General features: G+C 71.6%; 14 protein-coding genes and 1 tRNA gene. 7 read left to right on the top strand and 8 right to left on the bottom strand.

All coding sequences use genetic code 11. The features are described from left to right. Positions 1-303 precede the first annotated feature (303 nt). Complete coding sequence (locus tag LX83_RS07970; RefSeq protein WP_253768728.1) at positions 304-3,201, bottom strand: AfsR/SARP family transcriptional regulator; 2,898 nt, start codon at positions 3,199-3,201, stop codon at positions 304-306. Between the two features lie 242 nt (positions 3,202-3,443). Here LX83_RS07970 and LX83_RS07965 point away from each other — a divergent pair, with 242 nt between their 5' ends. Then, on the top strand, positions 3,444-4,490 hold the full coding sequence (locus LX83_RS07965) for an ADP-ribosylglycohydrolase family protein (RefSeq protein WP_253768726.1): 1,047 nt from the start codon (positions 3,444-3,446) through the stop codon (positions 4,488-4,490). Between the two features lie 433 nt (positions 4,491-4,923). Here the strand turns inward: LX83_RS07965 and mgrA are convergent, their stop codons facing one another. Together mgrA and LX83_RS07955 are read right to left on the bottom strand one after the other, a co-directional pair. After that, on the bottom strand, positions 4,924-5,961 hold the full coding sequence (gene mgrA, locus LX83_RS07960; protein WP_301327869.1) for an L-glyceraldehyde 3-phosphate reductase: 1,038 nt from the start codon (positions 5,959-5,961) through the stop codon (positions 4,924-4,926). A gap of 110 nt (positions 5,962-6,071) precedes the next feature. Beyond that, positions 6,072-6,144: transfer RNA gene (locus tag LX83_RS07955), tRNA-Thr, on the bottom strand. A 332-nt stretch (positions 6,145-6,476) separates the two neighbouring features. Here LX83_RS07955 and LX83_RS07950 point away from each other — a divergent pair. The 3 genes from LX83_RS07950 to otsB all read left to right on the top strand — a co-directional run bounded on the left by LX83_RS07950 (position 6,477) and on the right by otsB (position 12,123). Next, entirely contained in the window at positions 6,477-7,862 is a 1,386-nt protein-coding gene (locus tag LX83_RS07950; protein ID WP_253769144.1) for a threonine/serine exporter family protein, read from the top strand. A 242-nt stretch (positions 7,863-8,104) separates the two neighbouring features. Continuing rightward, complete coding sequence (locus LX83_RS07945; RefSeq protein WP_253768723.1) at positions 8,105-9,547, top strand: alpha,alpha-trehalose-phosphate synthase (UDP-forming); 1,443 nt, start codon at positions 8,105-8,107, stop codon at positions 9,545-9,547. A gap of 47 nt (positions 9,548-9,594) precedes the next feature. Next, on the top strand, positions 9,595-12,123 hold the full coding sequence (gene otsB, locus LX83_RS07940) for a trehalose-phosphatase (RefSeq protein ID WP_253768720.1): 2,529 nt from the start codon (positions 9,595-9,597) through the stop codon (positions 12,121-12,123). 407 nt (positions 12,124-12,530) lie between these two features. On the opposite strand, the gene LX83_RS07935 is transcribed toward otsB, so the two are convergent. From LX83_RS07935 to LX83_RS07915, 5 genes are all read right to left on the bottom strand, one after another. After that, positions 12,531-13,853, bottom strand: a complete 1,323-nt coding sequence (locus LX83_RS07935; protein ID WP_253768710.1) for an AAA family ATPase — start codon at positions 13,851-13,853, stop codon at positions 12,531-12,533. A 167-nt stretch (positions 13,854-14,020) separates the two neighbouring features. Then, positions 14,021-16,102 (bottom strand): ATP-binding protein, encoded by a 2,082-nt coding sequence (locus LX83_RS07930; RefSeq protein ID WP_253768706.1) that lies wholly within the window; start codon positions 16,100-16,102, stop codon positions 14,021-14,023. Between the two features lie 54 nt (positions 16,103-16,156). Further along, entirely contained in the window at positions 16,157-17,881 is a 1,725-nt protein-coding gene (locus LX83_RS07925; RefSeq protein WP_253768703.1) for a tetratricopeptide repeat protein, read from the bottom strand. Positions 17,882-18,080: 199 nt separating this feature from the next. Next, on the bottom strand, positions 18,081-19,472 hold the full coding sequence (radA, locus tag LX83_RS07920) for a DNA repair protein RadA (RefSeq protein WP_253768700.1): 1,392 nt from the start codon (positions 19,470-19,472) through the stop codon (positions 18,081-18,083). A gap of 96 nt (positions 19,473-19,568) precedes the next feature. Further along, on the bottom strand, positions 19,569-20,363 hold the full coding sequence (locus LX83_RS07915; RefSeq protein ID WP_253768688.1) for a hypothetical protein: 795 nt from the start codon (positions 20,361-20,363) through the stop codon (positions 19,569-19,571). A gap of 382 nt (positions 20,364-20,745) precedes the next feature. Between LX83_RS07915 and LX83_RS07910 the strand changes: the two genes are divergently transcribed. From LX83_RS07910 to ispF, 3 genes are read left to right on the top strand one after another with little or no spacing between them, the layout of a single operon-like run. Next, entirely contained in the window at positions 20,746-21,234 is a 489-nt protein-coding gene (locus LX83_RS07910; RefSeq protein ID WP_253768685.1) for a CarD family transcriptional regulator, read from the top strand. Between the two features lie 38 nt (positions 21,235-21,272). Continuing rightward, positions 21,273-21,959, top strand: coding sequence for an IspD/TarI family cytidylyltransferase (locus LX83_RS07905; protein WP_253768683.1), 687 nt, complete (start codon positions 21,273-21,275; stop codon positions 21,957-21,959). Then, the gene (ispF, locus tag LX83_RS07900; protein ID WP_253768680.1) at positions 21,956-22,429 is read left to right on the top strand and encodes a 2-C-methyl-D-erythritol 2,4-cyclodiphosphate synthase; all 474 of its coding nucleotides are present in this window, start codon (positions 21,956-21,958) and stop codon (positions 22,427-22,429) included. Before LX83_RS07905 ends, ispF begins: the two co-directional genes overlap by 4 nt. Positions 22,430-22,491 lie beyond the last annotated feature (62 nt).

The raw sequence follows: 22,491 nt of genomic DNA, 5'->3' as shown, positions 1-22,491 counted from the left end.
CCCTTCGGCCACCACCCCACACGGCACCGATCGCGCGAGCTGATCGGTGCCACGGGACAAGGTGCCACGCCGCCGCCCGATTGGGCTAAACATTCGCTAAACGGTCAAGGCTAATGACGGGCGCTAATGAGCCGAGCTAATTAGTTAGCTGAAATATCTTCGCCATCACCGCTGGTCAACGCGGAGCCCGGGTTTACCCGCCGGTGCTGACGCGGGCCGGGCGGAAGATTTGACCGCTACACCAGCAGCGGCCACCCACCGTTCGGGTGCCACACGTTCGAGTGGTGACCGGCGGATCCCGTGCTACCCGTCCGGGTCCAGGTTCACCAGGGTGGCGCGCACCAGTTCGGCGTTGGGCGAGTTCACCCGCTCGTACAGGGCGAGCGCGCGCAGCAGTTCGGCCCTGGCCTCGGCCAGTTCCCCCCGCGCGGCCAGCACCTGGCTGAGCGTCTGCCGGACCTGCGCCTCGCGGAAGGTGATGCCGTCCTCGGCCGCCAGGTCCACGCCGGTCCGGGCCAGCGCCTCGGCCTCGGCCAGCTCGCCCAGCTCGGCGCTGATCTCGGCCAGAGTGTTCACCGCCAGCCCGTAGTCCGCCCTGGTGCCGAAGTCCCGGTGCAGCTCCACGGCCTGCCGCTGGTGCTCGGCGGCCGGCTCCAACCGGTCGAGCAGCCGCTCCACCCGCGCCATCTCGTCCAGCACGCGGGCCTGGCCGACCGGGTCGCTCTCCTTGCGGCACAACGACAACAGCTTGCGGTAGCGGGTGAGCGCCGCGGTGGGCCGGCCGTGCCCGAGCAGGGCGGCGGCCAGATCGCCCAGGGTCATCCGCAGGTAGCGGGTGTCGGCCAGGCCGGTCGCGATCCGGTGCGCCTGCTCGGCCTCGGCCAGCGCGTCCCCGGCCCGGCCCTGGCTCTGCCGCAGCTGGCAGATCGCGCTCAACAGCAGCAGCTCGCCGAGCCGGTCACCGCACGCCCTGGCCGAGTCCAGGCCCTGCCGCACCAGGGCGAGCCACTGCTCGCCGGTGGCGCGCACCACCCGGTAGCAGTGCGCCAGCAGCGCCAGCCGCCACACCCGGTCGTGCCGGCCGGTCCTGGCGGCCACGTCCACCACCGCCACCAGGTTGGGCCACTCCAGGTCGAACCAGACCAGGGCCTCCTGCCTGGTCACCGGCAGCCGCCAGGTGGGCCGGCCGGCAGGCCGGGACAGGCTCGGGGCCAGTTCCTCAACGGCCCAGCAGAGCAGCCGGCCGGCCTGGGCGCCGGTGGTCAGGTAGTAGTCGAGCACGTTGTCCAGCGCGGCCGACCGCTGCCGCTCGGTCAGCTCGGCCTCGGCCACCTGCCTGGCGTGCAGCCGGACCAGGTCGTGCAGGCCGAACCGGTCCTCGGCCGGCTGGGTCACCAGGTGGGCGCCGGCCAGGGCGCGCAGCCGCAGGTCGGCCAGTGCCGGGTCGATCGAGCACAGCGCGGCCACCAGGTGGGCGCCGAACGTCTCACCGGGCAGCACGCCCAGCATCCGGAAGGTCTCGGCCAGTTCGGGCCGCAGGTTGCGGTAGGACACGTCCAGTGCCCGGCCCACGCTCACGTCGGCGTCCTCCACGCTCAGCGAGCGCAGCCGGGCCCCCTCGTCGGACAGCTCGGCGAGCAGGTCCGCGATCGTCCAGTGTGGACTCGCCAGCAGCCGGGCCGCGGCGATGCGCAGCGCCAGCGGCAGGTGGCCGCACCACCGGGCCAGCCGGCTGGTCGACTCGGGCTCGGCCACCGACCACGCCGTGCCGCTCGCCTCGTCCAGCAGCTCGACCGCGGCCTCCGGGGACAGCGTGTCCACGGCCAGCAGCCGCGCCCCGCTGCCGGCCACCAGCCCGTCCAGCCGGCGGCGGCTGGTCACCAGCACCACCGAGCCGGCACCGGCCGGCAGCAGTGGCCGCACCTGGTCGGAGTCGCCCGCGTCGTCCAGCACCACCAGCACCCGCCGCCGGGCCAGCAGCGTCCGGTACAGCGCGGCCCGCTCCTCCAGGTCGGCCGGCACGTCCCGGGCGGCCACCCCGAGCGTGGCCAGGAACCGGGCCAGCACGTCGGCCGGCGCGACCGGCGGTCGGCCGTCGTCGAAACCGCGCAGCGCCGCGAACAGCTGGCCGTCCGGGAACTCGTCCACGCGCTGGTGCCCCCAGGTCACGGCCAGCGCGGTCTTGCCGACCCCGGCCGCGCCCACCACCACGCCGACCGTGGTCGCACCCCGGCCGCGCTCCCCGAGCAGCCCGTCCAGCCAGGCCAGCTCCGCGGCCCGGCCGATCAGCCCGGGCACGGCCGAGGGCAGCTGGGCCGGGGCCAACACCCCCACCCGGGGCGGCAGCACCCCGGCGCCGGCCCCGCGCAGCGCCGGGTCGTCGCGCAGCACCTGCTCGTGCAGTGCCTGCAGTTCCGGACCGGGGTCCATGCCCAGCTCGGCCACGGCCCTGCGGTGGAACTGCTGGTAGGCGGCGAGCGCGTCGGCCCGCCGGCCGGCCCGGTACAGCGCCCGCATCAGCTGGCCGACCAGCCGCTCCCGGAACGGGTACTCGGTGACCAGCTGGCGCAGCTCGCCGACCAGCTCGGCGTGCCGGCCCAGCTCCAACTCGGCCTCGATGCGCTCCTCCAGCGCGCCCAGCCGCAGCTCCTCAAGGCCGGCGCTGACCGGCCGGCCGGGCACGTCGGCCAGCACCGGCCCCCGCCACAGGCCCAGTGCTTCGCGCAGCAGGCCGGCGCGGTCGGCCGGGGCCCTGCCGCGCGCGGACCGGACCAGCTGGCGGACCCGGTTCACGTCCACCCGCCACGGCTCCACCGCCAGCAGGTAACCGGGCGGCCGGGTGTGGATGCGGGCCGAGCCGGTCGGGTCGGCCTGGGCCAGCAGCCGGCGCAGCCGGGACACGTAGCCGTGCACGATGGTGCGCGCGGTCGCCGGCGGGTCCTCACCCCACAGGCCGTCCACGAGGCGGTCGATCGGCACCACCTGGTTGGCCTCCAGCAGCAGCATGCCGAGCAGGCCGCGCATGCCCGGCCGGTTGACCGGGATCTGCCGGCCGCCGGCCAGCACCTGGACCGGCCCGAGCACGCCGAACTCCAGCCCGGTCTCCGGCCGCCGGTCAGGCGGTCCCTCGACGTGCTCACCGGCCATGTGGCTCCCCGACTGCTGGCCGTCCAGGCGGTGCGCCCGGTGGCGTGCGATCACCAGATCGTGCGTTGTTGAAGAGGCGACGACCGCCGTCGCAGATACACGCTGACACATCGCGGTCACGGACCGAATCGGCACCGGGTGGCCAGGTCCGGGACGGGGGCCGGCGCGGTGGGGTTGACCGCGCCCCGGCGTGGCTCCGGCCGGCGCCGTGCCGGACGATGATCGACAAGCACCCGGGAAGTCTCCGGCCAGTGCCCGGCTAGGGTCACGCCAGGAGGGAGAGCGCAGGAGGGGATGTGCCACGAGATCCGTCCACAGTGGTCGATCGTGGTGCCGCATGCCTGCTCGGCGGCGCGTTGGGGGACGCGCTGGGCGCGCCGGTTGAGTTCCTCAGCGTCGAGGACATCGTTCGTCAGCACGGTCCGGCCGGGGTGATCGCCCCGCCGCGCCCCGCCCTGCTGACCGATGACACCCAGCTGACCCTGTTCACCGCGGACGGCTACTTACGGGCCTGGGTGCGCGGGCGCACCGAGGGGGTCTGGGAACCGGTGGAGACGGTGTGGCGCAGCTACCGGCGGTGGCTGGTCACCCAGCAGTACGACGGGCCCGAGCCGGGCTCGCGCGGGCTGCTGGCCTACGACCGGCTCTACGCCAGCCGCTCGCCCGGCCTGACCTGTTTACGCGCCCTGGCCAGGGACCACGCGCCGAGCCGGGACAACCCGGTCAACGACTCGGCCGGCTGCGGCGGGGTGATGCGCACCGCGCCGGCCGGGTTCGCGCCGAGTCCGGCCATCGCCTACGAACTGGGCTGCGAGTTCGCCGCGCTCACCCACGGCAACCCGTCGGGCTGGGCGCCCGGCGGCGCGCTGGCCCTGCTCGTCCACCTGCTCGCGGTGCGCGGCCGGCCGCTGGCCGAAGCGGTCGACCAGGTGATCGGCCGGGTGCTGCGCGACGACCCGCCCACGGCGTACGCGCTGATCAAGGCGGTGGAGCTGGCCGAGGGCCAGCGCGGCGCGGTCAGCCCGCCGGTGCGCGCCGACCGGGTCGGTGCGGGCTGGACCGGGCCGGAGGCGCTGGCCGTGGCCGTGTACTCGGTGCTGGTGTTCCGCCGGGCCGGCGAGTTCTGCGAGGCGCTGCGCATGGCCGCCAACCACTCGGGCGACAGCGACGCGACCGCGGCGATCGCCGGCAACATCCACGGCGCGCTGCACGGCACGGCCGCGCTGCCCCGGGACTGGCTGAGCCGGCTGGAACTGGCCGACCTGCTCGACCGGATGGGCCGGGACCTGGCCTGTTCCACGTTGCAGCTGGAGTTCGAGGAGTGGCGCTACACCTCCGCCTGACCGTCGGCGGCGGGCCGCCCCAAGCGCAGGGCGGCGGGCCGCCCCAGGCGAACAGCGGCGGGCCGCCCCGGGTGGAAGGCGGCGGTCAACCGCTGGGGCGGTCACGGGGGTGGCGCCACGGACCTGTCCCGTCCGGTCCCGAACCCGGACGAGACAGGTCGTTCGCACAGTTGGTCAACAGCGGTTCGGGCCTGACCCCGAGCGCAGGCTCCCGAGTGCTCCTGAGCAACGACAGGCGGGGTCGACGCCGGTTCCCAACCGATTTCCCGCCGACCATCCCGGTCGACGTTCCCGGCCGATATTCCAAGTGACCGACGCAACCACGCCACCGCCAACCTAACAGACGCGGTCGCCGGAGATCATTCCGCACCGGCGACCGCGTTACGTGACCGCCGCCACACCTCCCGCGTGGTGCGTGCGGCGGTCACCGGGCTCAGCCCGCGTCGCTGGACCGCGCCCACAGGTTGATGCCGGCCTCCACCGCGTGCTCGTCGATCGCGGCCAGCTCGTCCTCGGTGAACGGCGCCGCGTCCAGCGCGGCCACGTTCTGCTCCAGCTGCGCCACCGAGCTGGCGCCGATCAGCGCCGAGGTCACCCTCGGGTCGCGCAGCGTCCAGGCCAGCGCCAGCTGGGCCAGGGACTGGCCGCGACCCTGGGCGATCTCGTGCAGCGCGCGCACCCGGGCCAGGTTCTCCTCGGTGAGCCAGTCCGGCGACAGGGACTTGCCCTGGCTGGCCCGGGCGTCCGAGGGGACGCCGTTGAGGTACCGGTCGGTCAGCATGCCCTGGGCCAGCGGGGAGAACGCGATGCAGCCGGCCCCGACCTCGGCGAGGGTGTCCAGCAGCTCGGCCTCGATCCACCGGTTGAGCATCGAGTACGAGGGCTGGTGGATCAGCAGCGGCACCCCGGCCTGGCGGAGCAGCTCGGCCGCCTCCCTGGTCTTGGCCGGCGAGTACGAGGAGATGCCCACGTACAGCGCCTTGCCCTGGGCCACCGCGCTGGCCAGCGCGCCCACGGTCTCCTCAAGCGGGGTGTCCGGGTCGAACCGGTGCGAGTAGAAGATGTCCACGTAGTCCAGGCCCATCCGGGCCAGCGACTGGTCCAGCGAGGCGAGCAGGTACTTGCGCGACCCCCACTCCCCGTACGGGCCGGGCCACATGTCGTAGCCCGCCTTGGTGGAGATGATCAGCTCGTCGCGGTACGGGCGCAGGTCGGTGGCCAGCATCCGGCCGAAGTTGCGCTCTGCGCTGCCCGGCGGCGGGCCGTAGTTGTTGGCCAGGTCGAAGTGGGTGATGCCCAGGTCGAAGGCGCGGCGCACGATCGCCTGGCCGACCTGGTAGCTGCGGTCGTCGCCGAAGTTGTGCCACAACCCGAGCGAGATCGCGGGCAGCTTCAGGCCACTGCGCCCGCACCGCCGGTAGCTCATCCGGTCGTAGCGGGCGTCGTCGGCGAGGTGGGGTGATGAGGTCAGCGGCACCGTGTCAGCCTAATGAGTCACCCCCGGCGACCAGCGTGGGCCGTCCCGGTCGGGGCGGCCCACGTTTGTCGCAACGGTGTCTGACACCACGTGTGGTGCGACTGAGCCGGCGAGGGGACTCGAACCCCTAACCGCCCGCTTACAAGGCGGGTGCTCTGCCAGTTGAGCTACGCCGGCTTGGCAGTGCCGATGACATGTTAAGCGGCCCGAGCGGGTACTACGCGCGACGAATGGCCTACTCCAGTCGTGTTGCTGTTGCTCCGACCGGACGCATCGGCCGCCAAGCGGGTGATCTTGACTGCCCGGCCAGGTATCGCGCACCCGCGCTGAGCTGCGCGAAAGATTCGCGCACGAACCGTGAGTAGGTACACCCGCACGAGGTAGTCCAATCGAGGGTGGCATACGCCACTGATCAACAGAGCAACACAGCGTAGCGACCGTCCGATGAGACGCGGGATACGACGAGGAGGTGTTCACCGGTGCTGTTCGGCCGCCACGGTCGCGGGGTACTGCGGCGCGCGCCACGAACCAGCTCTGACCAGCAGGTTTCACCGACAAACGGGGTCCACGGCCCGGCGTTGCCGGACGACGCCACCGTGCACTTCGTGCTCGACCTGGCCCTGCGCGTCGGCGAGGTCCAGATGTCCAGCGGCGCCGGTGCGGCCGATGTCACCGCCACCATCATCGCGGTGACCTCGGCCTACGGACTGCCGCACTGCGAAGTGGATGTGATCTACACCTCAATCACGGTCTGCTGCCACCGGGGCACCGACCTGGCGCCGGTCACCTCACTGCGGGTCGTCCGGTCCCGGGGGCTGGACTACACGCGGTTGTCCGGGGTGGAGCGCCTGGTCCGGCTGATGACCACCGGATCGATCAGCGCCAAGGACGCCTACGCCGAGCTGGACAAGATCACCTCCGCCCCGCACCCCTACCCGCGCTGGGTCGCCACCCTGGCCTGGGCGGCGATGGCGGGCGCCGTGGCCGTGACGCTCGGCGCCAACCTGACCACCGCGCTGCTCACCGGGCTGGTCACCGCGCTCACCGACCGGGTCGGCCGGCTGCTCAACCGGCGCGCGCTGCCGTTCTTCTTCCAGCAGGTGGTGGGCGGGGCCCTGGCCACCGCCGCCACCCTGGGCCTGCACGCGGCCGGGCTGCTCGGCGCGCGGCCCTCCCTGGTCGTCGGGTCCGCCCTGGTGGTGCTGCTGTCCGGGCTGTCCCTGGTGAGCACCGCCCAGGACGCGATCACCGGCTACAACGTCACCGCGGCCGGCCGGACCATGGAGATCGCGCTGATGTCGGCCGGTCTGATCGCGGGCGTGGCCCTGACCCTGCGCAGCGCCGTGGAGCTGGGGGTGGTCACCTCCGTGGTCGACCCGCTGCCGCCCATCGCCGGGGGTGTGGGCGTGCAGCTGCTGGCCGGCGCGGCCGTGTCCGCCGGGTTCGCCGTGGCCAGCTACGCCCAGCCGCGCGCCCTGCTGATCGCCGCCGCGGCCGGCGCCACCGGCATGGCCGGCTACGGGCTGCTCACCGTGGCCGGCGCCAACGCGATCATCGCCTCGGGCGGCGCGGCCGTGGTGATCGGCTTCGGCGGCGCGCTGACCTCCCGCCGGCTGCGCATCCCGCCGCTGGTCGTGGTGGTCTCCGGGATGACCCCGCTGCTGCCCGGGTGGACCACCTACCGGGGCCTGTACCAGCTCACCGCCGACACCAACCTGGCCGGGGTGTCCACCCTGGTCTACGCGCTGGGCATCGGGCTGGCCCTGGCCGGCGGCGCGGTGCTGGGCGAGTACCTGGCCCAGCCGGTGCGCACCGGGCTGGGCCGGCTGGAGCGGCGGCTGGCCGGGCCGCGGCTGTCCGGCCCGCTGCGCCCCACCCGCCGCCGCCTGGAGTAGCCGCCCCACCACCCGCACGCCACCCTGACAACCAAACGTGACAACTGCCACTACCGAACGGCGTCAACTGAGGGATACCCGCAGCGCCCGGTCCCATTAGCCTCGTTGGTGACGGCGACATCGGCGTGTCGCACACCCCGTGGGCCGGCCAGCCAGCAGTCCAACCAGACGCGTCCGCGTCAGCACGCGGACGCGCGGCGGCCCGACCACCCAGCAGCAGGGTCGAAGGAGGGCGTTCCCCGGTGACCAGCAGCAACATCGGCGAGCAGGGCGCGGAGTTCATCGTTGTCGCCAACCGGCTGCCCGTGGACCTGGAGCGCCTGCCCGACGGCAGCCAGCGCTGGAAGCACAGCCCCGGTGGGCTGGTCAGCGCGCTGGAGCCGTTCCTGCGCTCGCGCAGCGGCGCCTGGGTTGGCTGGCCGGGCGTGGCCGACGTGGCGGTCGACCCGTTCGAGGAGGAGGGCCTGCTGCTGCACCCGGTGGCGCTGACCAACGACGAGGTCCGCGACTACTACGAGGGCTTCTCCAACGCCACGCTCTGGCCGCTCTACCACGACGTGGTCGCCCCGCCGGTGTTCGACCGGAGCTGGTGGGACGTCTACGTCCGGGTCAACCGCAGGTTCGCGGACGCCTGCGCCAAGGTGGCCGCCGAGGGCGCGACCGTGTGGGTGCAGGACTACCAGCTGCAACTGGTCCCGGCGATGCTCCGGGAACAGCGGCCCGACCTGCGCATCGGCTTCTTCCTGCACATCCCGTTCCCGCCGGTGGAGCTGTTCATGCAGCTGCCGTGGCGGACCGAGATCGTGCGCGGGCTGCTCGGCGCCGACCTGGTCGGCTTCCACCGGCCCGGCGGCGCGCAGAACTTCCTCTGGCTGGCCCGCCGGCTGGTCGGCCTGGAGCCCAGCCGGGGCGCGGTGGGCGTGCGCACCCGGCCCGGTGTGGTGCAGGTCGGCGACCGCACCGTGCGGGTCGGCGCGTTCCCGATCTCCATCGACTCGGCCGGGCTGGACGCCCTGGCCCGGCGCAAGGACGTGCAGCAGCGGGCCAGGCAGATCCGGGCCGACCTGGGCCACCCCGAGAAGATCCTGCTGGGCGTGGACCGGCTGGACTACACCAAGGGCATCGACGTCCGGCTGAACGCCCTGCACGAGCTGCTGGCCGAGAACCGCGTCGACCCGACCAAGGTGGCCATGGTGCAGCTGGCCACCCCGAGCCGGGAACGCGTCGAGCACTACAAGCAGATGCGCGGTGACATCGAGCAGATTGTCGGGCGGATCAACGGCGAATTCGGCCGGGTCGGCAACCCTGTCGTGCACTACCTGCACCAGTCAGTTGACCGGAAGGAGCTGGCGGCGTTCATGAGCGCGGCCGACGTCATGGTGGTGACGCCGGTGAGGGACGGCATGAACCTGGTGTGTAAGGAATACGTTGCGTGCCGGTATGATCTTGGTGGCGCGCTCGTACTCAGTGAGTTCGCCGGCGCCGCCAGCGAACTCACCAGTGCTTTCCTCGTCAACCCGCATGACCTCGATGGGGTGAAAAACGCACTGCACGCGGCCCTCACCGTCGACCCGGCAGAGGGACGACGTAGGATGCGCGCGCTGCGCCGTCAGGTCCTTACCCACGACGTAGACCGCTGGGCGCGGTCCTTTCTCGAAGCCCTGGGTTCGCAGCCAGTGCTCTGATTCAATTCAGCCTAGCTCTGCATCCCCCGAAAGCCTGAGGAGGAGGCTTGACAGCCGAAGCCCTCCCCGCCGAGTTGCGTCGCGCGGTCGTGCAACTAGCTCGGACTCCGCGGCTGCTCGTCGCCTGCGATTATGACGGGACGTTGGCCCCGATTGTGGCCGATCCCGAGCAGGCCCGCCCGTTGCCCGAGTCCGTCAACGCGTTGCGATCACTCGCGGGGCTTCACGAGACCACCACCGCCGTCATCTCCGGTCGCGCCCTGCGCGACCTGGCCACCCTGTCCCGGCTGCCCGCCGAGGTCCACCTGGTCGGCAGCCACGGTTCCGAGTTCGACGTCGGTTTCGTCCACGAACTGGACGCCCAAGCCAGGGAACTGCACCGGCGGGTGGAGACAGAACTGGAACAGCTCGTCAGCGGCCAGCCCGGTGTGCAGTTGGAGGTGAAACCCGCCAGCGTCGCGGTGCACGTGCGCCGCGCCGAACCCGAGGTGGCCGACCGCGTCCTCGCCGCGGTCCGCTCCGGCCCGTGCACCTGGGAGGGCATCCAGGTCACCGAGGGCAAGGCCGTGGTCGAACTGGCCGTGGTGCAGACCGACAAGGGCAACGCCCTGGACGTGCTGCGGCACCAGGTCGGCGCGAGCGCCGCGATGTTCCTCGGCGACGACGTCACCGACGAGAAGGCCTTCTCCCGCCTGTGCGGCCCCGACCTGGGGGTCAAGGTTGGCCCGGGCGAGACACTGGCGCACTTCCGCATCAACGACACCACCGACGTGGCCACCGTGCTCGCCTTCCTGCTGGAGGAGCGGCGCAACTGGCTGTACGGCGAGCAGGCCCCGCCCATCGAGCGGTTGTCCATGCTGGCCAACGAGCGTTCGGTCGCCCTGGTCACCCCCGACGCCAGGCTGACCTGGATGTGCCACCCCGAGCCCGACTCGACAGCGGTCTTCGCCGACCTGCTCGGCGGCCCCAGCGCCGGCCACTTCTCGGTCAAGCCGGAGCGCAACGGCCTGCCCCTCGGCCAGCGCTACCTGCCGGGCACCATGACCGTGGAGACCCGCTGGTCCAAGCTGCTGGTCACCGACTACCTGGACCACGGCACCGCCCCGCACCGCACCGACCTGATCCGGGTGCTCTCCGGCAACACCAACGCGGTGGTCGTGTTCGCGCCCCGGCCCGAGTTCGGTCAGGTGCCGGTGCGGCTGGTGCGCGAGCCCGACGGGCTGCGCGTGGTCGGCACCTCGGAGCCGATCGTGCTCCGCGCTCCCGGCGTGGACTGGGAGATCACCTCCGACGGCCTGCAGGAGTCCGCGCGGGCCGTGGTCGAGCTGACCCCGAACGCGCCACTGGTCATGGAGCTGCGCTGCGGCACCGACGACCTGTCCGCGCACCCGGTGGCCGAGTCCCAGCGCCGCGAGCAGGCCGGCCGGTACTGGTCGGAGTGGCTGGAGACGCTCAAGCTGCCCACGGTCGAGCACGACCTGGTCGGCCGGTCCGCGCTGACCCTGCGCGGCCTGTGCCACGAGGACACCGGCGCGATCATGGCGGCGGCCACCACCTCGCTGCCCGAGGAACTGGGCGGCGTGCGCAACTGGGACTACCGGTACTGCTGGCTGCGCGACGCCGCGCTGACCGCGCAGGCCCTGGTGTCCCTGGGCTCGCTCGCCGAGGCCGAGGCCTACCTGGGCTGGGTGCACCGGGTGCTGGACACCCTGCCCGGCCCGGAGCGGCTGCACCCGCTCTACACCCTGCACGGCACCATGCTCGGCCCGGAGGCGGTGATCGACTCGCTGCCCGGCTACGCGGGTTCGCGCCCGGTGCGCGTGGGCAACCTGGCCAACCAGCAGGTCCAGCTGGACGTGTTCGGGCCGATCGTGGAGCTGGTGGCCCAGCTCACCCAGGCCAGGGGCCAGCTCACCGACCGCGACTGGGACATGGTGTGCGCCATGGCCGAGGCCGTGTCGCGGCGCTGGCACGAGCCCGACCACGGCATCTGGGAGGAGCGGCACGCGCCGCGCCACCACGTGTACTCCAAGGTCATGTGCTGGGTCACCATCGACAGGGCGATCAAGCTGGCCGAGACCTACCACCGGCCCATCGACCCGGGGTGGCCGTCACTGCGCGACACGATCGCCACGGACGTGCTCAAGAACGGCTGGAACGACGAGGTCCAGGCGTTCACCACGGCCTACGACGGCACCGACCTGGACGCGGCCTCCCTGCACGTGGGCCTGACCGGGCTGATCGAGCCCACCGACGAGCGGTTCCAGGCCACGGTCACCGCGATCGAGGCCGAACTGCGCAGCGGTGCCACGGTCTACCGGTACAAGCGCGACGACGGCCTGCCCGGCGAGGAGGGTGGTTTCCACCTGTGCGCCACCTGGCTGATCGAGGCGTACCTGCTCACCGGTAGGCGCACCGAGGCCGAGGAGCTGTTCCAGCAGCTGGTGGACGCGGCCGGCCCGACCGGCCTGCTGCCCGAGGAGTACGACCCGATCGCCGAGCGCTCCCTGGGCAACCACCCCCAGGCGTACTCGCACCTGGGCCTGATCCGCTGCGCCCGCCTGCTCTCCGACTGACCCCACGCCCCGCCACCCTCCGGGTGGCGGGGCCCTCCCCGCGAGTCGACTGTGCAAACCCCGCGAGTCGACATTTCACGCAGGCCCATCCGGGTGATCCCCGCCCCCGTTCAGGTGACTGCCGCGCTGAATGACGTCAACCAGTGCCCGCACCCCGCTGCCCGGGTTCGGTGGAATGTCACCCGGATGACTTCTGGCTCGCCTCATCGCCAGGACCGCGTTCCCGAAGGGGAAGTTCGCTGGCAGTTTCTTGTTGATCACGCCGTGTTTGGCAATCCGGCGGCCGAGTTCGGCCGCGTCGCAGTGATTACCCCCTCGGTGACAACGAGAATCCTGGCCTTCTCTCGGCGAGTCGACTTGGCCCGATCCAGGTTCGGCTTGTCACGCAGCCGTTTCGCCGGCACAGGCTACTCCGAATCCGCAAAAGCGAGGCGAAGCTCGTCCGCTGAGATCATCGGCACCGCGCCGTACCGGCCCTGCAGGTAGCGACGCTCGAAGTTGTCACCTTTTCTCGTGGCGAACTCCGCCAGCGCGTACAGCTCGGTAACTCCATCCGCTCGCTTCTCGGTGAACCAGATCTCGTCGGACTCGAACACGCCACCGAGCAGGTTGCCCATCAGCGCGGTGTCGTGCGACGTGAAAACGAGTTGCGCGCCACTGGGATTGACGACCGGGTCCTTGAACATGCCGATGAGGGCGGAGGTCAGCCGCGGGTGAAGACTGGCATCGATCTCATCGACCAGGAAAACACCTCCGCCGCGCAGCACGTCCAGCGCGGGAACCGCCAAGCTCAGCCAGGCAACCGTGCCGCTGCTCTCCTGCTCAAGCGTGAGACTGGGCAAGGTTCCCCGGTCGTCCGCGACACCGTGCGCGAACGTAATCGTCTTGCTCAGCCTGGCAACGGCCTCTTCCACGCGCTCAAGCTTGTCCTCCGCGGCCACCGTCCCCGGCAGCGCGTCACTTATCCGCTGCAGGAACTCGCGCAACCCGCCGTCAACCTCTTTGTGCTCCAGCTTTATCCCGACGATACCGAGGTCGGCGAACCGCAACAGCGTCTCGGCTCGCCTGAAGGTTTTCCCGTCCTCAAGCAGTTGCCGGGAAAAATCGATTCGCTCTCGCCGATCAAAATGATCAAAGCGAGCGTAACGAATTCCGTACGAGATTCCTCGGTGAATCGGCTTCAGCACGGGGTGGTTGCTGTTGGCAGCAGTGGACAGGAAGAGTGACGTGGCGGACACCAGCTTGCTGATGGTGATGTTCTCACCGGGCAGCGTTCGCCCGAACGAGAACTGCTGACCGTCGCCTTCTCCGGACCGTTCGAAGAGCATCCGCCGGCGGCGAGCCGGGTACGAGTAGAGCCACTCCGCTTGGATCCCGTTCGCGGTCGACTCGAAGCCGTACGTGTATCGAACCCCTGCCACCACCACGTCGAGTTCGTAACTCGACGGCCGATGCCGGTTCTCGTTGTCCAACAGGTAGGGATGGTGGGGAAACCGGTCCTCGTTCCCCCACCAGGCCGACTCCTGGACGGCGTCGCTGGCGAAGTTCAGCGCGTGCAGCAGGGTTGACTTGCCCGAGGCGTTGGCGCCGTAGATCCCCGCCACCCGCGTGGTGGCGCCGCGCCAGTCGCCGTCGGCCGGGGCCACTCCCTTGGCGGTCGACCTGACCAGCGACAACTCCACCGGATCCCGGATCGACCGGTGATTGGCCACCCTGAACCGCAGCAACATGACCGGCCCCCAAAATGGCAGCAGCTAGCACTTTGGCCGGCTTTTTCGACACACTTCGACAAAGCAGGCGCTCTAACCGTACCCACGGTGCTACTTGCTGGTAGTGGACAGAAGGATGAATCGCATACCCCGATCGGGTGGGACGGGGAGGGCAACCAGCCGACGAGCTAGTCGGCGGACAGGGTGGCCAGGTCCTCGCGCACGCTGGCGGCCCTGGGGTCGGCCAGGGCGTCGAAGATGATCAGGGCCTGCTGCCAGACCTGGCGGGCCCGCGCGGTCTCGCCAAGGTCGCGCAGCACGCCCCCCAGGCTGGTCAGGGTGTGCGCCTGCCCGTAGTGGTCACCAATCCGGCCGCGGTCCTCGGCGACCTCGGCGAGAGCGGCCGCGGCTTCGGGCAGCCGGCCCAGGCTCTGGTAGACGGCGCCGACGCCGTTGCGCGCCCATGCCTCGCTGCGCTCGTCGCCGACCTCGGCGAACGCCCGCACCGCCTGCTGCGCGTCGGCCAGGGCCTGGCCCAGTTCACCCAGCACGCATCGGATACCGCTGAGGTTGTTCAGTGCCGCACCCTCGCCGTAGCGGTCGTCGATCTCCCGGAACAGCCCCACCGCGCGGACGCACTCGTCGCGGCCGCGAGCCGGCTCGCCCGCCTCGCGCCAGGCGTAGCCGAGGGTGTTCCTGGTCCACGCCTCGCCGTGGCTGTCGCCGGCCTGCTGGAACTGCTCGATCGCCGTGCTGAACTCCGCCAGGGCCGCCGCTGGTCGGCGCAGTTCGCGATAGGCGATGGCCAGGCTGCCCCGGATCTCCGCCTGCCCGCGCACCTCGCCGCACCGCTGCGCGGAGTCCAGCGCCCGCTCGTGCGTCGCGACCCAGTCGCGCCATGGTTTGCGCTGGTAGAAGTATTCCGACAGGGTGGCGGCCAGCTTCCAGGCCAGGTCGTGCCAACCGCGCTCGTGTGCCTCGACCACCGCGGCGACCAGGTTGGCCTGTTCCTCAGCGCACCAGGACAGCGCCTGCTGCCGGTCCGCGAAGGCTTCGGTCGGGCTGGACGCGGGTGGCAGGTCGAGCGGCACCCGACGCCGGTGCGGGTTGATCGCCCGCTCCGCCGCGACCGCGCTGTGCAGGTACCAGGTGACCAACCGACGCACCGCCGCCTCCCGCTCCGCTTCGGACTCCTCCTGCTCGGCCCGCTCCCTGGCGTACAACCGCAGCAGGTCGTGGCAGCGGATCCGCTCCTCGTCCTCGTCCGCCACCAGGTTGGCGTTGACCAACTGGTCCAGAGTGTCCGCCAACTCGTCGTCGGGCTGACCCGTCACCGCCTCTGCCGCCGACAGGCTGATCCGCGGGCCGAAATGCAGTCCGAGCAGCCGGAAGGCCTGCCGCGCCGACGCTGGCAGCAACTGGTAGGAACAGGAGAACACATGGCGGATGGCCTTGAGTTCGTCGTCGAGGCCGCTCAGTTTCGCCAGCCGCTTCTTGTTGTCGCCCAGTTCCCTGATCACCTGTGCGGCCCGCCGCGGCCGGCCGTTGATGAGTTGGGCGGCGATCTCCAGCGCGAGCGGCAGACAGGCGCACAGCTCCGCCAGTTCTGTCACCTGGGCGTCGGTCAGCCTGACTCCACCGTGGTCGAACAGGGTGGTGAGCATCTGCTTGGCGTCAGGCAGTGGCAGGGTGTCCAGGTTCACGGCTCTGGCCCCGGCCAGACCGGTCAGCCGGTGGCGGCTGGTCACCACGGTCGCACAACCCCTGCCCGCCGGCAGCAGCGGCCGAACCTGCTTGACGTTCTTGGCGTTGTCCAGGATCACCAAGGTTTCCCGGGAGTCCATGATGGACCGGAAGCGCGCGGCACGGGTTTCGAAGCTGCCCGAGACCAACCCGTCCGGCACACCGAGGCGGCCCAGCAACTCGTCAATGGCCGCCTCGGGCTCCAGCGGATCGCGCACCGGGTCAAAGCCGTGCAGGTCCAGGTAGAGAACACCGTCCGGAAAGTGCTCGCGGACCTCGTTGCCCAGTCTGGTTGCGAACGCGCTCTTGCCGACGCCGGGACTGCCGCTGACGGTGATCAGCCGCACGCCGTGCGCTTCCCGGTCCGTCAGCAGGTTCCGAGCGCGCCGCAGGTCCTCGGTGCGGTCGGTGAAGTACGCGATGTCCGGGCCGAGTTGCTGCGGAATGTCGAGCAGCGCTTCCGCCGAGATCACCGTCAGCCGCTCGATCTTCCCCGCCTGCACGACCGTGTGCGCTGAGCCGGACATGCTGTTGTGGGTGACGCCCCCCGCTTCCACTCCTGTTGCCCCCTCATGTCGCGGTTACCCGGGTGTCGTCCGCGCCAACTGGTCGCGGACGATGTCGGCTCTGGGATCACCGAGCCGGTCGAAGACCTCCCAGGCCAGCTGCCACTGCTGCGCCGCGCCGACGTGATCGCCGCTGGCCCGCAGTGCCGCGGCCAGATCGGCCCTGGTGATGGCGGTGCCGTACTCGTCACCGGTGCGCACCCGCCAGGCCAGTGCCCGCTGGTAGCAGTCGATCGCGTCCCGGTGTCGGCCGGCGTCGCGGTGCACGTTGCCCACGTTGGCCAGCGCCCAGTGGTAGCCGCGCGGATGGCCGATCCGGTCGAACACGGCCATGGCGTGCTGACCGCAGTCCAGCGCCTCGGTCAGATTGCCGAGCCGGCGCTGGATCACGCCGAGGTTGTTCAGCGCCTTGCCCACACCGAGCCAGTTCTCGGCGCGTTCGAACAACTCCAGCGCCTTCTGTCCACAGTGGAGCGCGGTGCTGGCGTTGCGTCGTCCGCCCTGGTCGACGTGCGCGTAGGCCAGGTGGTTGAGCGCCTCGGCCCGCCCGACCGGGTCGGCAGCGGCCCACCAGGCCCGTTCGGCTTCGACCAGCAGGTCCACCGCGGCTTCCAGCTGACCGGATTCCCGGTGTGCCACACCAAGACTGGTCAACACGGACGCCTCGGCGGCGTGGTCGTCCAACTGCCGCGCGGCCAACACGACCAGGTTGAGCACCTTGATCCACTGCGGCCAGGGCTTGCGCCGGTAGAAGTACTCCAGCAGGGCGAGGCAGCGGCGCAGCGCCCGGTCGTGCTCGGCCGCCTCGACCGCCTGGTTGATCCCGGCGAGCAGGCTGGCCAGGTGGTCGTCGCAGAACCGCAGCGCGGCCGCGTCCGTGTCGAACGACATCCGGGGAAACGCCTTGGTCGGCTCGTGCGGGGCAGCCGGCGCCGCGACGGACACCCGGCCGCTGAGCACCCGGTCCGCGGCCAGCAGTCCCTGGTGCAGCCAGTCGTCCAGTTCCCTGGCGATCGCCTGGACCGCGGGCACGGCGGTCTGCGACTGCCTCGGGCCGGCAGGTGCGCGCTCGATGCCCAACTCCGCGCAGTACCTGTCCAGCAAGTACTCGACCTGGATGCCCTCACGGCCCAACTCGACGAGGTAGTCCTCAAGTTCGACCACGCGCTGACCGGCCTGTTCGGTCAGTTCCTCGGCTCGGCCGCCACGCCGCTCGGTGTGCTGGCCGGATGCGGTCCCGCGCAGTTCCCTGACGTCGGTGTCCAGCGCCAGCACGGCCAGCGACGCCTTGCTGACCAGCACCGACCGTTCGGTCAGCTGGTACTCGTGTTCCCCCGCGAACAGGGTGATCGCGCCAGTCTCCTCGCTGACCGCGACGACCGGCCGGCCGGTGAAGGCGGCGACCCGTGATGCCGTGAGGTGCCGGGCACCCCGGCCGGCCACGGTGGTCCCCACCGGTGGGGCCAGTTCGGTGTTGATCCGGACGATCGTGGTGAGGCCGTCGGCCAGCACCACGGCGAGATCGGGTTTGCTGAGCTGGTTCAGACTGTCCTCGGTCACCTCGGCGGCCACGGGGTAACCGCCGCGACAGATCGACTCGACCCGGTCGTTGCAGCCCAGCACGAACAGGCCACCGGTCCGCGCCCGGCTGACCCGGTCGATGCCCCGGCGCAGGGCCGTGTGCAGCGCGAGATCAGGCAGGACCGCGCGCACCGGCAGCGGCAGTGGCGATCCCGACATCGTGGCGAACTCCCGGCTGTGGCTGGCCTGGTGACCCCGGCCATTGTGACCGGTGCCGGTGAGCCGTCGCCACGAATGCGCCCAGACACCGTCGCCCGGCACGGCCCAGCCCGGCACGGCCCAGCCCGGCACGGCCCAGCCCGGCACGGCCCAGCCCGGCACGGCCCAGCCCGGCACGGCCCGGCCCGGCCGAATCCGGCTACCCGGGCTGTTGTTCGGCGTGCTCGTACAGGGCGCGCAGGGCCGACCCGATGTCGGGCACCACGGTGGCGCGCACCTCCGGCGGCAGCTTGCCCGAGTCGGGCGGGATGAGCGCCCGGGTGAAGCCGAGGCGGGCGGCCTCGGCCAGCCGGCGGCCCACCCCGGTCACCCGGCGCACCTCGCCGGCCAGGCCCACCTCGCCGAGCACCACCATGTCCGGCGGCAGCGCCACCTCCCGGGTGGCCGAGGCCACGGCCAGGGCCAGGGCCAGGTCGGCGGCCGGCTCCAGCACCCGCATGCCGCCGACCGTCGCGGTGAACACGTCCTTGTCGCCGATCCGCACCCGGCCCCGCCGTTCCAGCACGGCGAGCACCATGGCCACCCGGGCCGCGTCCAGCCCGCTCACCGCGCGGCGCGGGGCCGGCAGGTTGGTGGGGGCGACCAGCGCCTGCAGCTCGCCCAGCAGCGGGCGCTTGCCCTCCACGACCACGGTCACGGCCGTGCCGGCCACACCGGTGTCGCGCTGGGTGAGGAACAGGCCCGAGGGGTCGGGCACGCCGATGATGCCGTCGTCGCGCAGCTCGAAACAGCCGACCTCGTCGGCCGCGCCGAACCGGTTCTTCACCCCGCGGACCAGGCGCAACGTCGAGTGCCGGTCGCCTTCGAAGTGCAGCACCACGTCCACCAGGTGCTCCAGCAGCCTGGGCCCGGCCACGGCGCCGTCCTTGGTGACGTGGCCGACCAGCACCACGGGCAGGCCGCGGTCCTTGGCCAGCGCCACCAGCCCGGAGGTGACCGCCCGCACCTGCGTGGGGCCACCGGGGCTGCCGTCCACGTGGGGCGAGGACATGGTCTGCACCGAGTCCACGATGAGCAGACCCGGGTTGATCTCGTCCACGTGGGACAGCACGGCCGCCAGATCGCTCTCGGCCGCCAGGTAGATCTCGTCGTGCACGTTGCCGGTGCGCTCGGCGCGCAGCCGCACCTGGCCGGCCGACTCCTCACCGGTCACGTACAGCGCCGGACCCGGTGCCTTGTCCGCCCACTGGTAGGCGACCTCCAGCAGCAGGGTGGACTTGCCCACCCCGGGTTCACCCGCGAGCAGGACCACCGCACCGGGCACCAGGCCGCCGCCGAGCACCCGGTCCAGCTCGCTGATCCGGGTGGAGGTGGCCCTGGCGGTCTCGATGGGCACCTGGGCGATGGGTTTGGCCCGCATGCTCGGCGGGCCGGCGACGAGCTTGGCCAGGCCGGGCCGGGCGGCGGCGCGTTCCTCCACCGTGCCCCACGCCTGGCACTCGGGGCAGCGGCCCACCCACTTGGCGACCTCGTGGCCGCACTCCACACACCGGTAGTTGGGCCGGGTCGGCCGCGCGTTCTTCGTCGCCACGGGGTCAAAGTTAGGGCCAGCGACCGACAGGGCCGGCCGCACCCCGTGGTGCCGCCGGCCCTGTCGCGGAGCTGTGGGGGTTACCCGGTGGCGGGGTCAGTGCCCCGAACCGTGGCTGGTCTCGCCGCCGGCACCGTGGGTGACCTCGGGCCTCGGCGTCTCAGCCGGGGCGCCGATCGGCAGTTCGAGGGTGAGCTGGCCGGCGTTCTTGAACAGGAACGTGACCTTGGCCACCTCGCCGGGCCGCAGGTCCCGGGTGAGACCGGTGAGCACCACGCTGAACTGGCCGACGGTCTGCTCCTGGTTGGCGCTGCCGGGCGAGTTCCTCGGGTTGGCGCTGGCCGAGCCGGACGGGCTGGCCGAGCCGCTGACCGAGCTGCTGGCCGAGGACCCGCTGGAGGGCGCGCTCGACTGGGCCGAACCGGACGACACCGAGCCGGACGACACCGAGCCGGACGACGGGGTCGCCGCCCCGGAGGACACCTCGGACGAGCCGCTGGCGCCGGTGGTGGTGGGCAGGGCGGTCACGTCGTCCTCGTCGCTGCCGGCGCGCAGCGACCGGCCGGGGGGCACGTCGGTGCTGCCGGTGATCCTGGCCTGCGCGGCGATCTCGCTGGTCACGGAAACCACCTGGTCGGGCGAGGTCCCGTTGTTCACGATGGTGACGATCAGCGAGGCGTCCGAACCAGACCGGTAGTACCTGTCGGCGTTGTCCGGAAAGGCGAACTGGGCATCACGCACGGCGATGTCGCCGACCTGACCGCTGGCCCCGTTCACCGCGGCGACCTGGGTGTCGGTCTGGGTGACCTGGCCCGCGCCGCAACCCGCGACGGTCAGGCCAAGACCCAGCGCGAACACGGCCGTGGCAACAGCCCGCTTGGACGCTGTCAAACTCTGCACTGCGCGGCTCACGGCGAGGACGATCCTTCCTGGTGTACCGGCGACCTCGGCCTGACCACGCCGGGCGAGGTCACGCCGTTAGGGCACGAGCGTAACCGGGTGGGGCCGGTCACTCGGCGTCTGGTGCCCTGATCGGGCCGTCCGCCGCGTCGCCGGCCGCCCCGCCGCCAGCCCCACTGTTCGTCCACAGTGGATCCCCAGGACCGCCCGCACCGGCCGCGACCGGGCCGGAGAGCACCTCGGCCCTTGCACGCGAACAGGTGGTTTGTCAACCCTTCACGCCCCCGCTGACCTGCGGTTACCGATCGTTAGCTACTCGAACAGGGATTGCCCAGCGTGTTAGGATGGGGGTAGCGAAAGGGGCAGAGGACACATGGTTTTCAAGGTCGGAGAGACCGTCGTCTACCCGCACCACGGTGCCGCTCTCATCGAAGCAATTGAGACCCGCGTGATCAAGGGCGAGGAGCGGAAGTACCTCGTCCTCAAGGTTGCTCAGGGCGACCTTACCGTGCGCGTGCCAGCCGACAACGCCGAGATCGTCGGTGTTCGCGACGTGGTCGGCCAGGACGGTCTCAATCGGGTCTTCGAGGTCTTGCGCGCTCCTCACACCGAGGAGCCGACCAACTGGTCCCGGCGGTACAAGGCAAACCTGGAGAAGCTCGCCTCTGGCGATGTGAACAAGGTGGCCGAAGTGGTGCGCGACCTCTGGCGGCGCGAGAAGGATCGCGGGCTTTCTGCTGGTGAGAAGCGAATGCTGGCGAAGGCCCGACAGATACTGGTCAGCGAGTTGGCGCTAGCCGAAGGCACCGATGAGGACAGGGCCGAGGTGCTCCTCGACGAGGTCCTCGCCACCGCATCGTGAACTGACACCGAGACCGCCCACGGGAACGGACCGCGAACATGAGCATCGCGCTTGTGCGCGTGGCCACGTCGGGTGAGCGCGTCGAATCGGGTGACGGTGAGCCGCTTCTGGTCCACGCGGTACGCGGGTTGCTCGACGCCGGCTGCGTCCAGCAGGTCGTGGTGGCGACTCAACCGTCCGATGTAGACACCGTAACCGCCTCACTGGATTCGTTCGGTGAGGCGGTTCACGTGTTCCCGGACGCGTTTTCCGGGCCCGCCGGCCGAATCGAGGCCGCCCGCCGCGCCCTGGACCACGCACTGGAACGCTGCCCGGACGCGCGCGTGGTGCTGGTCCACGACGCCGCCCGGCCGTTCACCCCACCGGAAACCGTCCAGGCCGTGGTCAACGCGGTGCTGGCGGGCAACCCGGTCGTGGTCCCGGTGTTGCCGCTGACCGACACCGTCAAGCAGGTCGACCCCGCCGGGGTGATCCAGGCCACTCCGGACCGTTCCGCGATGCGCGTGACGCAGACACCCCAGGGCTTTGCCGTGGACGTGCTGCGCCGCGCCTACCGGTTGGCCCAACCCGACGACCCAGCCAGCGACCTCGAACTGGTGACCCGGCTGCCGGACGCCCCGCGCGTCAGCACGGTGCCCGGCCACCCCACGGCGATGCGCGTGCGCACCCCGTTCGACCTCGCCGTGGTGCGCGCCATGCTGGCCGACAACAGGAGTCCGGTGTGATCCCCAGGGTCGGAATCGGCACCGACGTGCACCCCGTCGAGGCCGGCCGGCCGTGCTGGATCGCGGGGCTGCGGTGGGACGGAGTGGACGGTTGCGCCGGCCACTCCGACGGTGACGTGGCCGCGCACGCGCTGTGCGACGCGCTGCTGTCCGCCGCCGGCCTGGGTGACCTGGGCGCGGTGTTCGGCACCGGTGACCCTCGGTGGGCCGGCGCGTCCGGCGTGCGGTTGCTGACCGAGGTCAACCGGTTGCTCACCGAGGCCGGCTACCAGGTGGGCAACGCGGCCGTGCAGGTGATCGGCAACGCGCCCAAGATCGGCAAGCGGCGGGACGAGGCGCAGCGCGTGCTGTCCGAGGCCGTGGGCGCGCCGGTGAGCGTGTCCGGCACCACCACCGACGGGCTCGGGTTGACCGGCCGGGGCGAGGGCATCGCGGCCGTGGCCACCGCCCTGCTGGTGCGGCGCGACTGACGGCGGGCGCGCCGACCACGAGCGGTGGTCGCACGAACGCGCGCAGCGGTCGGTTTTCGTAG

Origin of the sequence: Goodfellowiella coeruleoviolacea, from assembly GCF_024171785.1 — a bacterium.
Taxonomy (GTDB): Bacteria; Actinomycetota; Actinomycetes; order Mycobacteriales; family Pseudonocardiaceae; genus Goodfellowiella; species Goodfellowiella coeruleoviolacea.
This window is presented reverse-complemented; position numbering and strand designations above follow the sequence as displayed.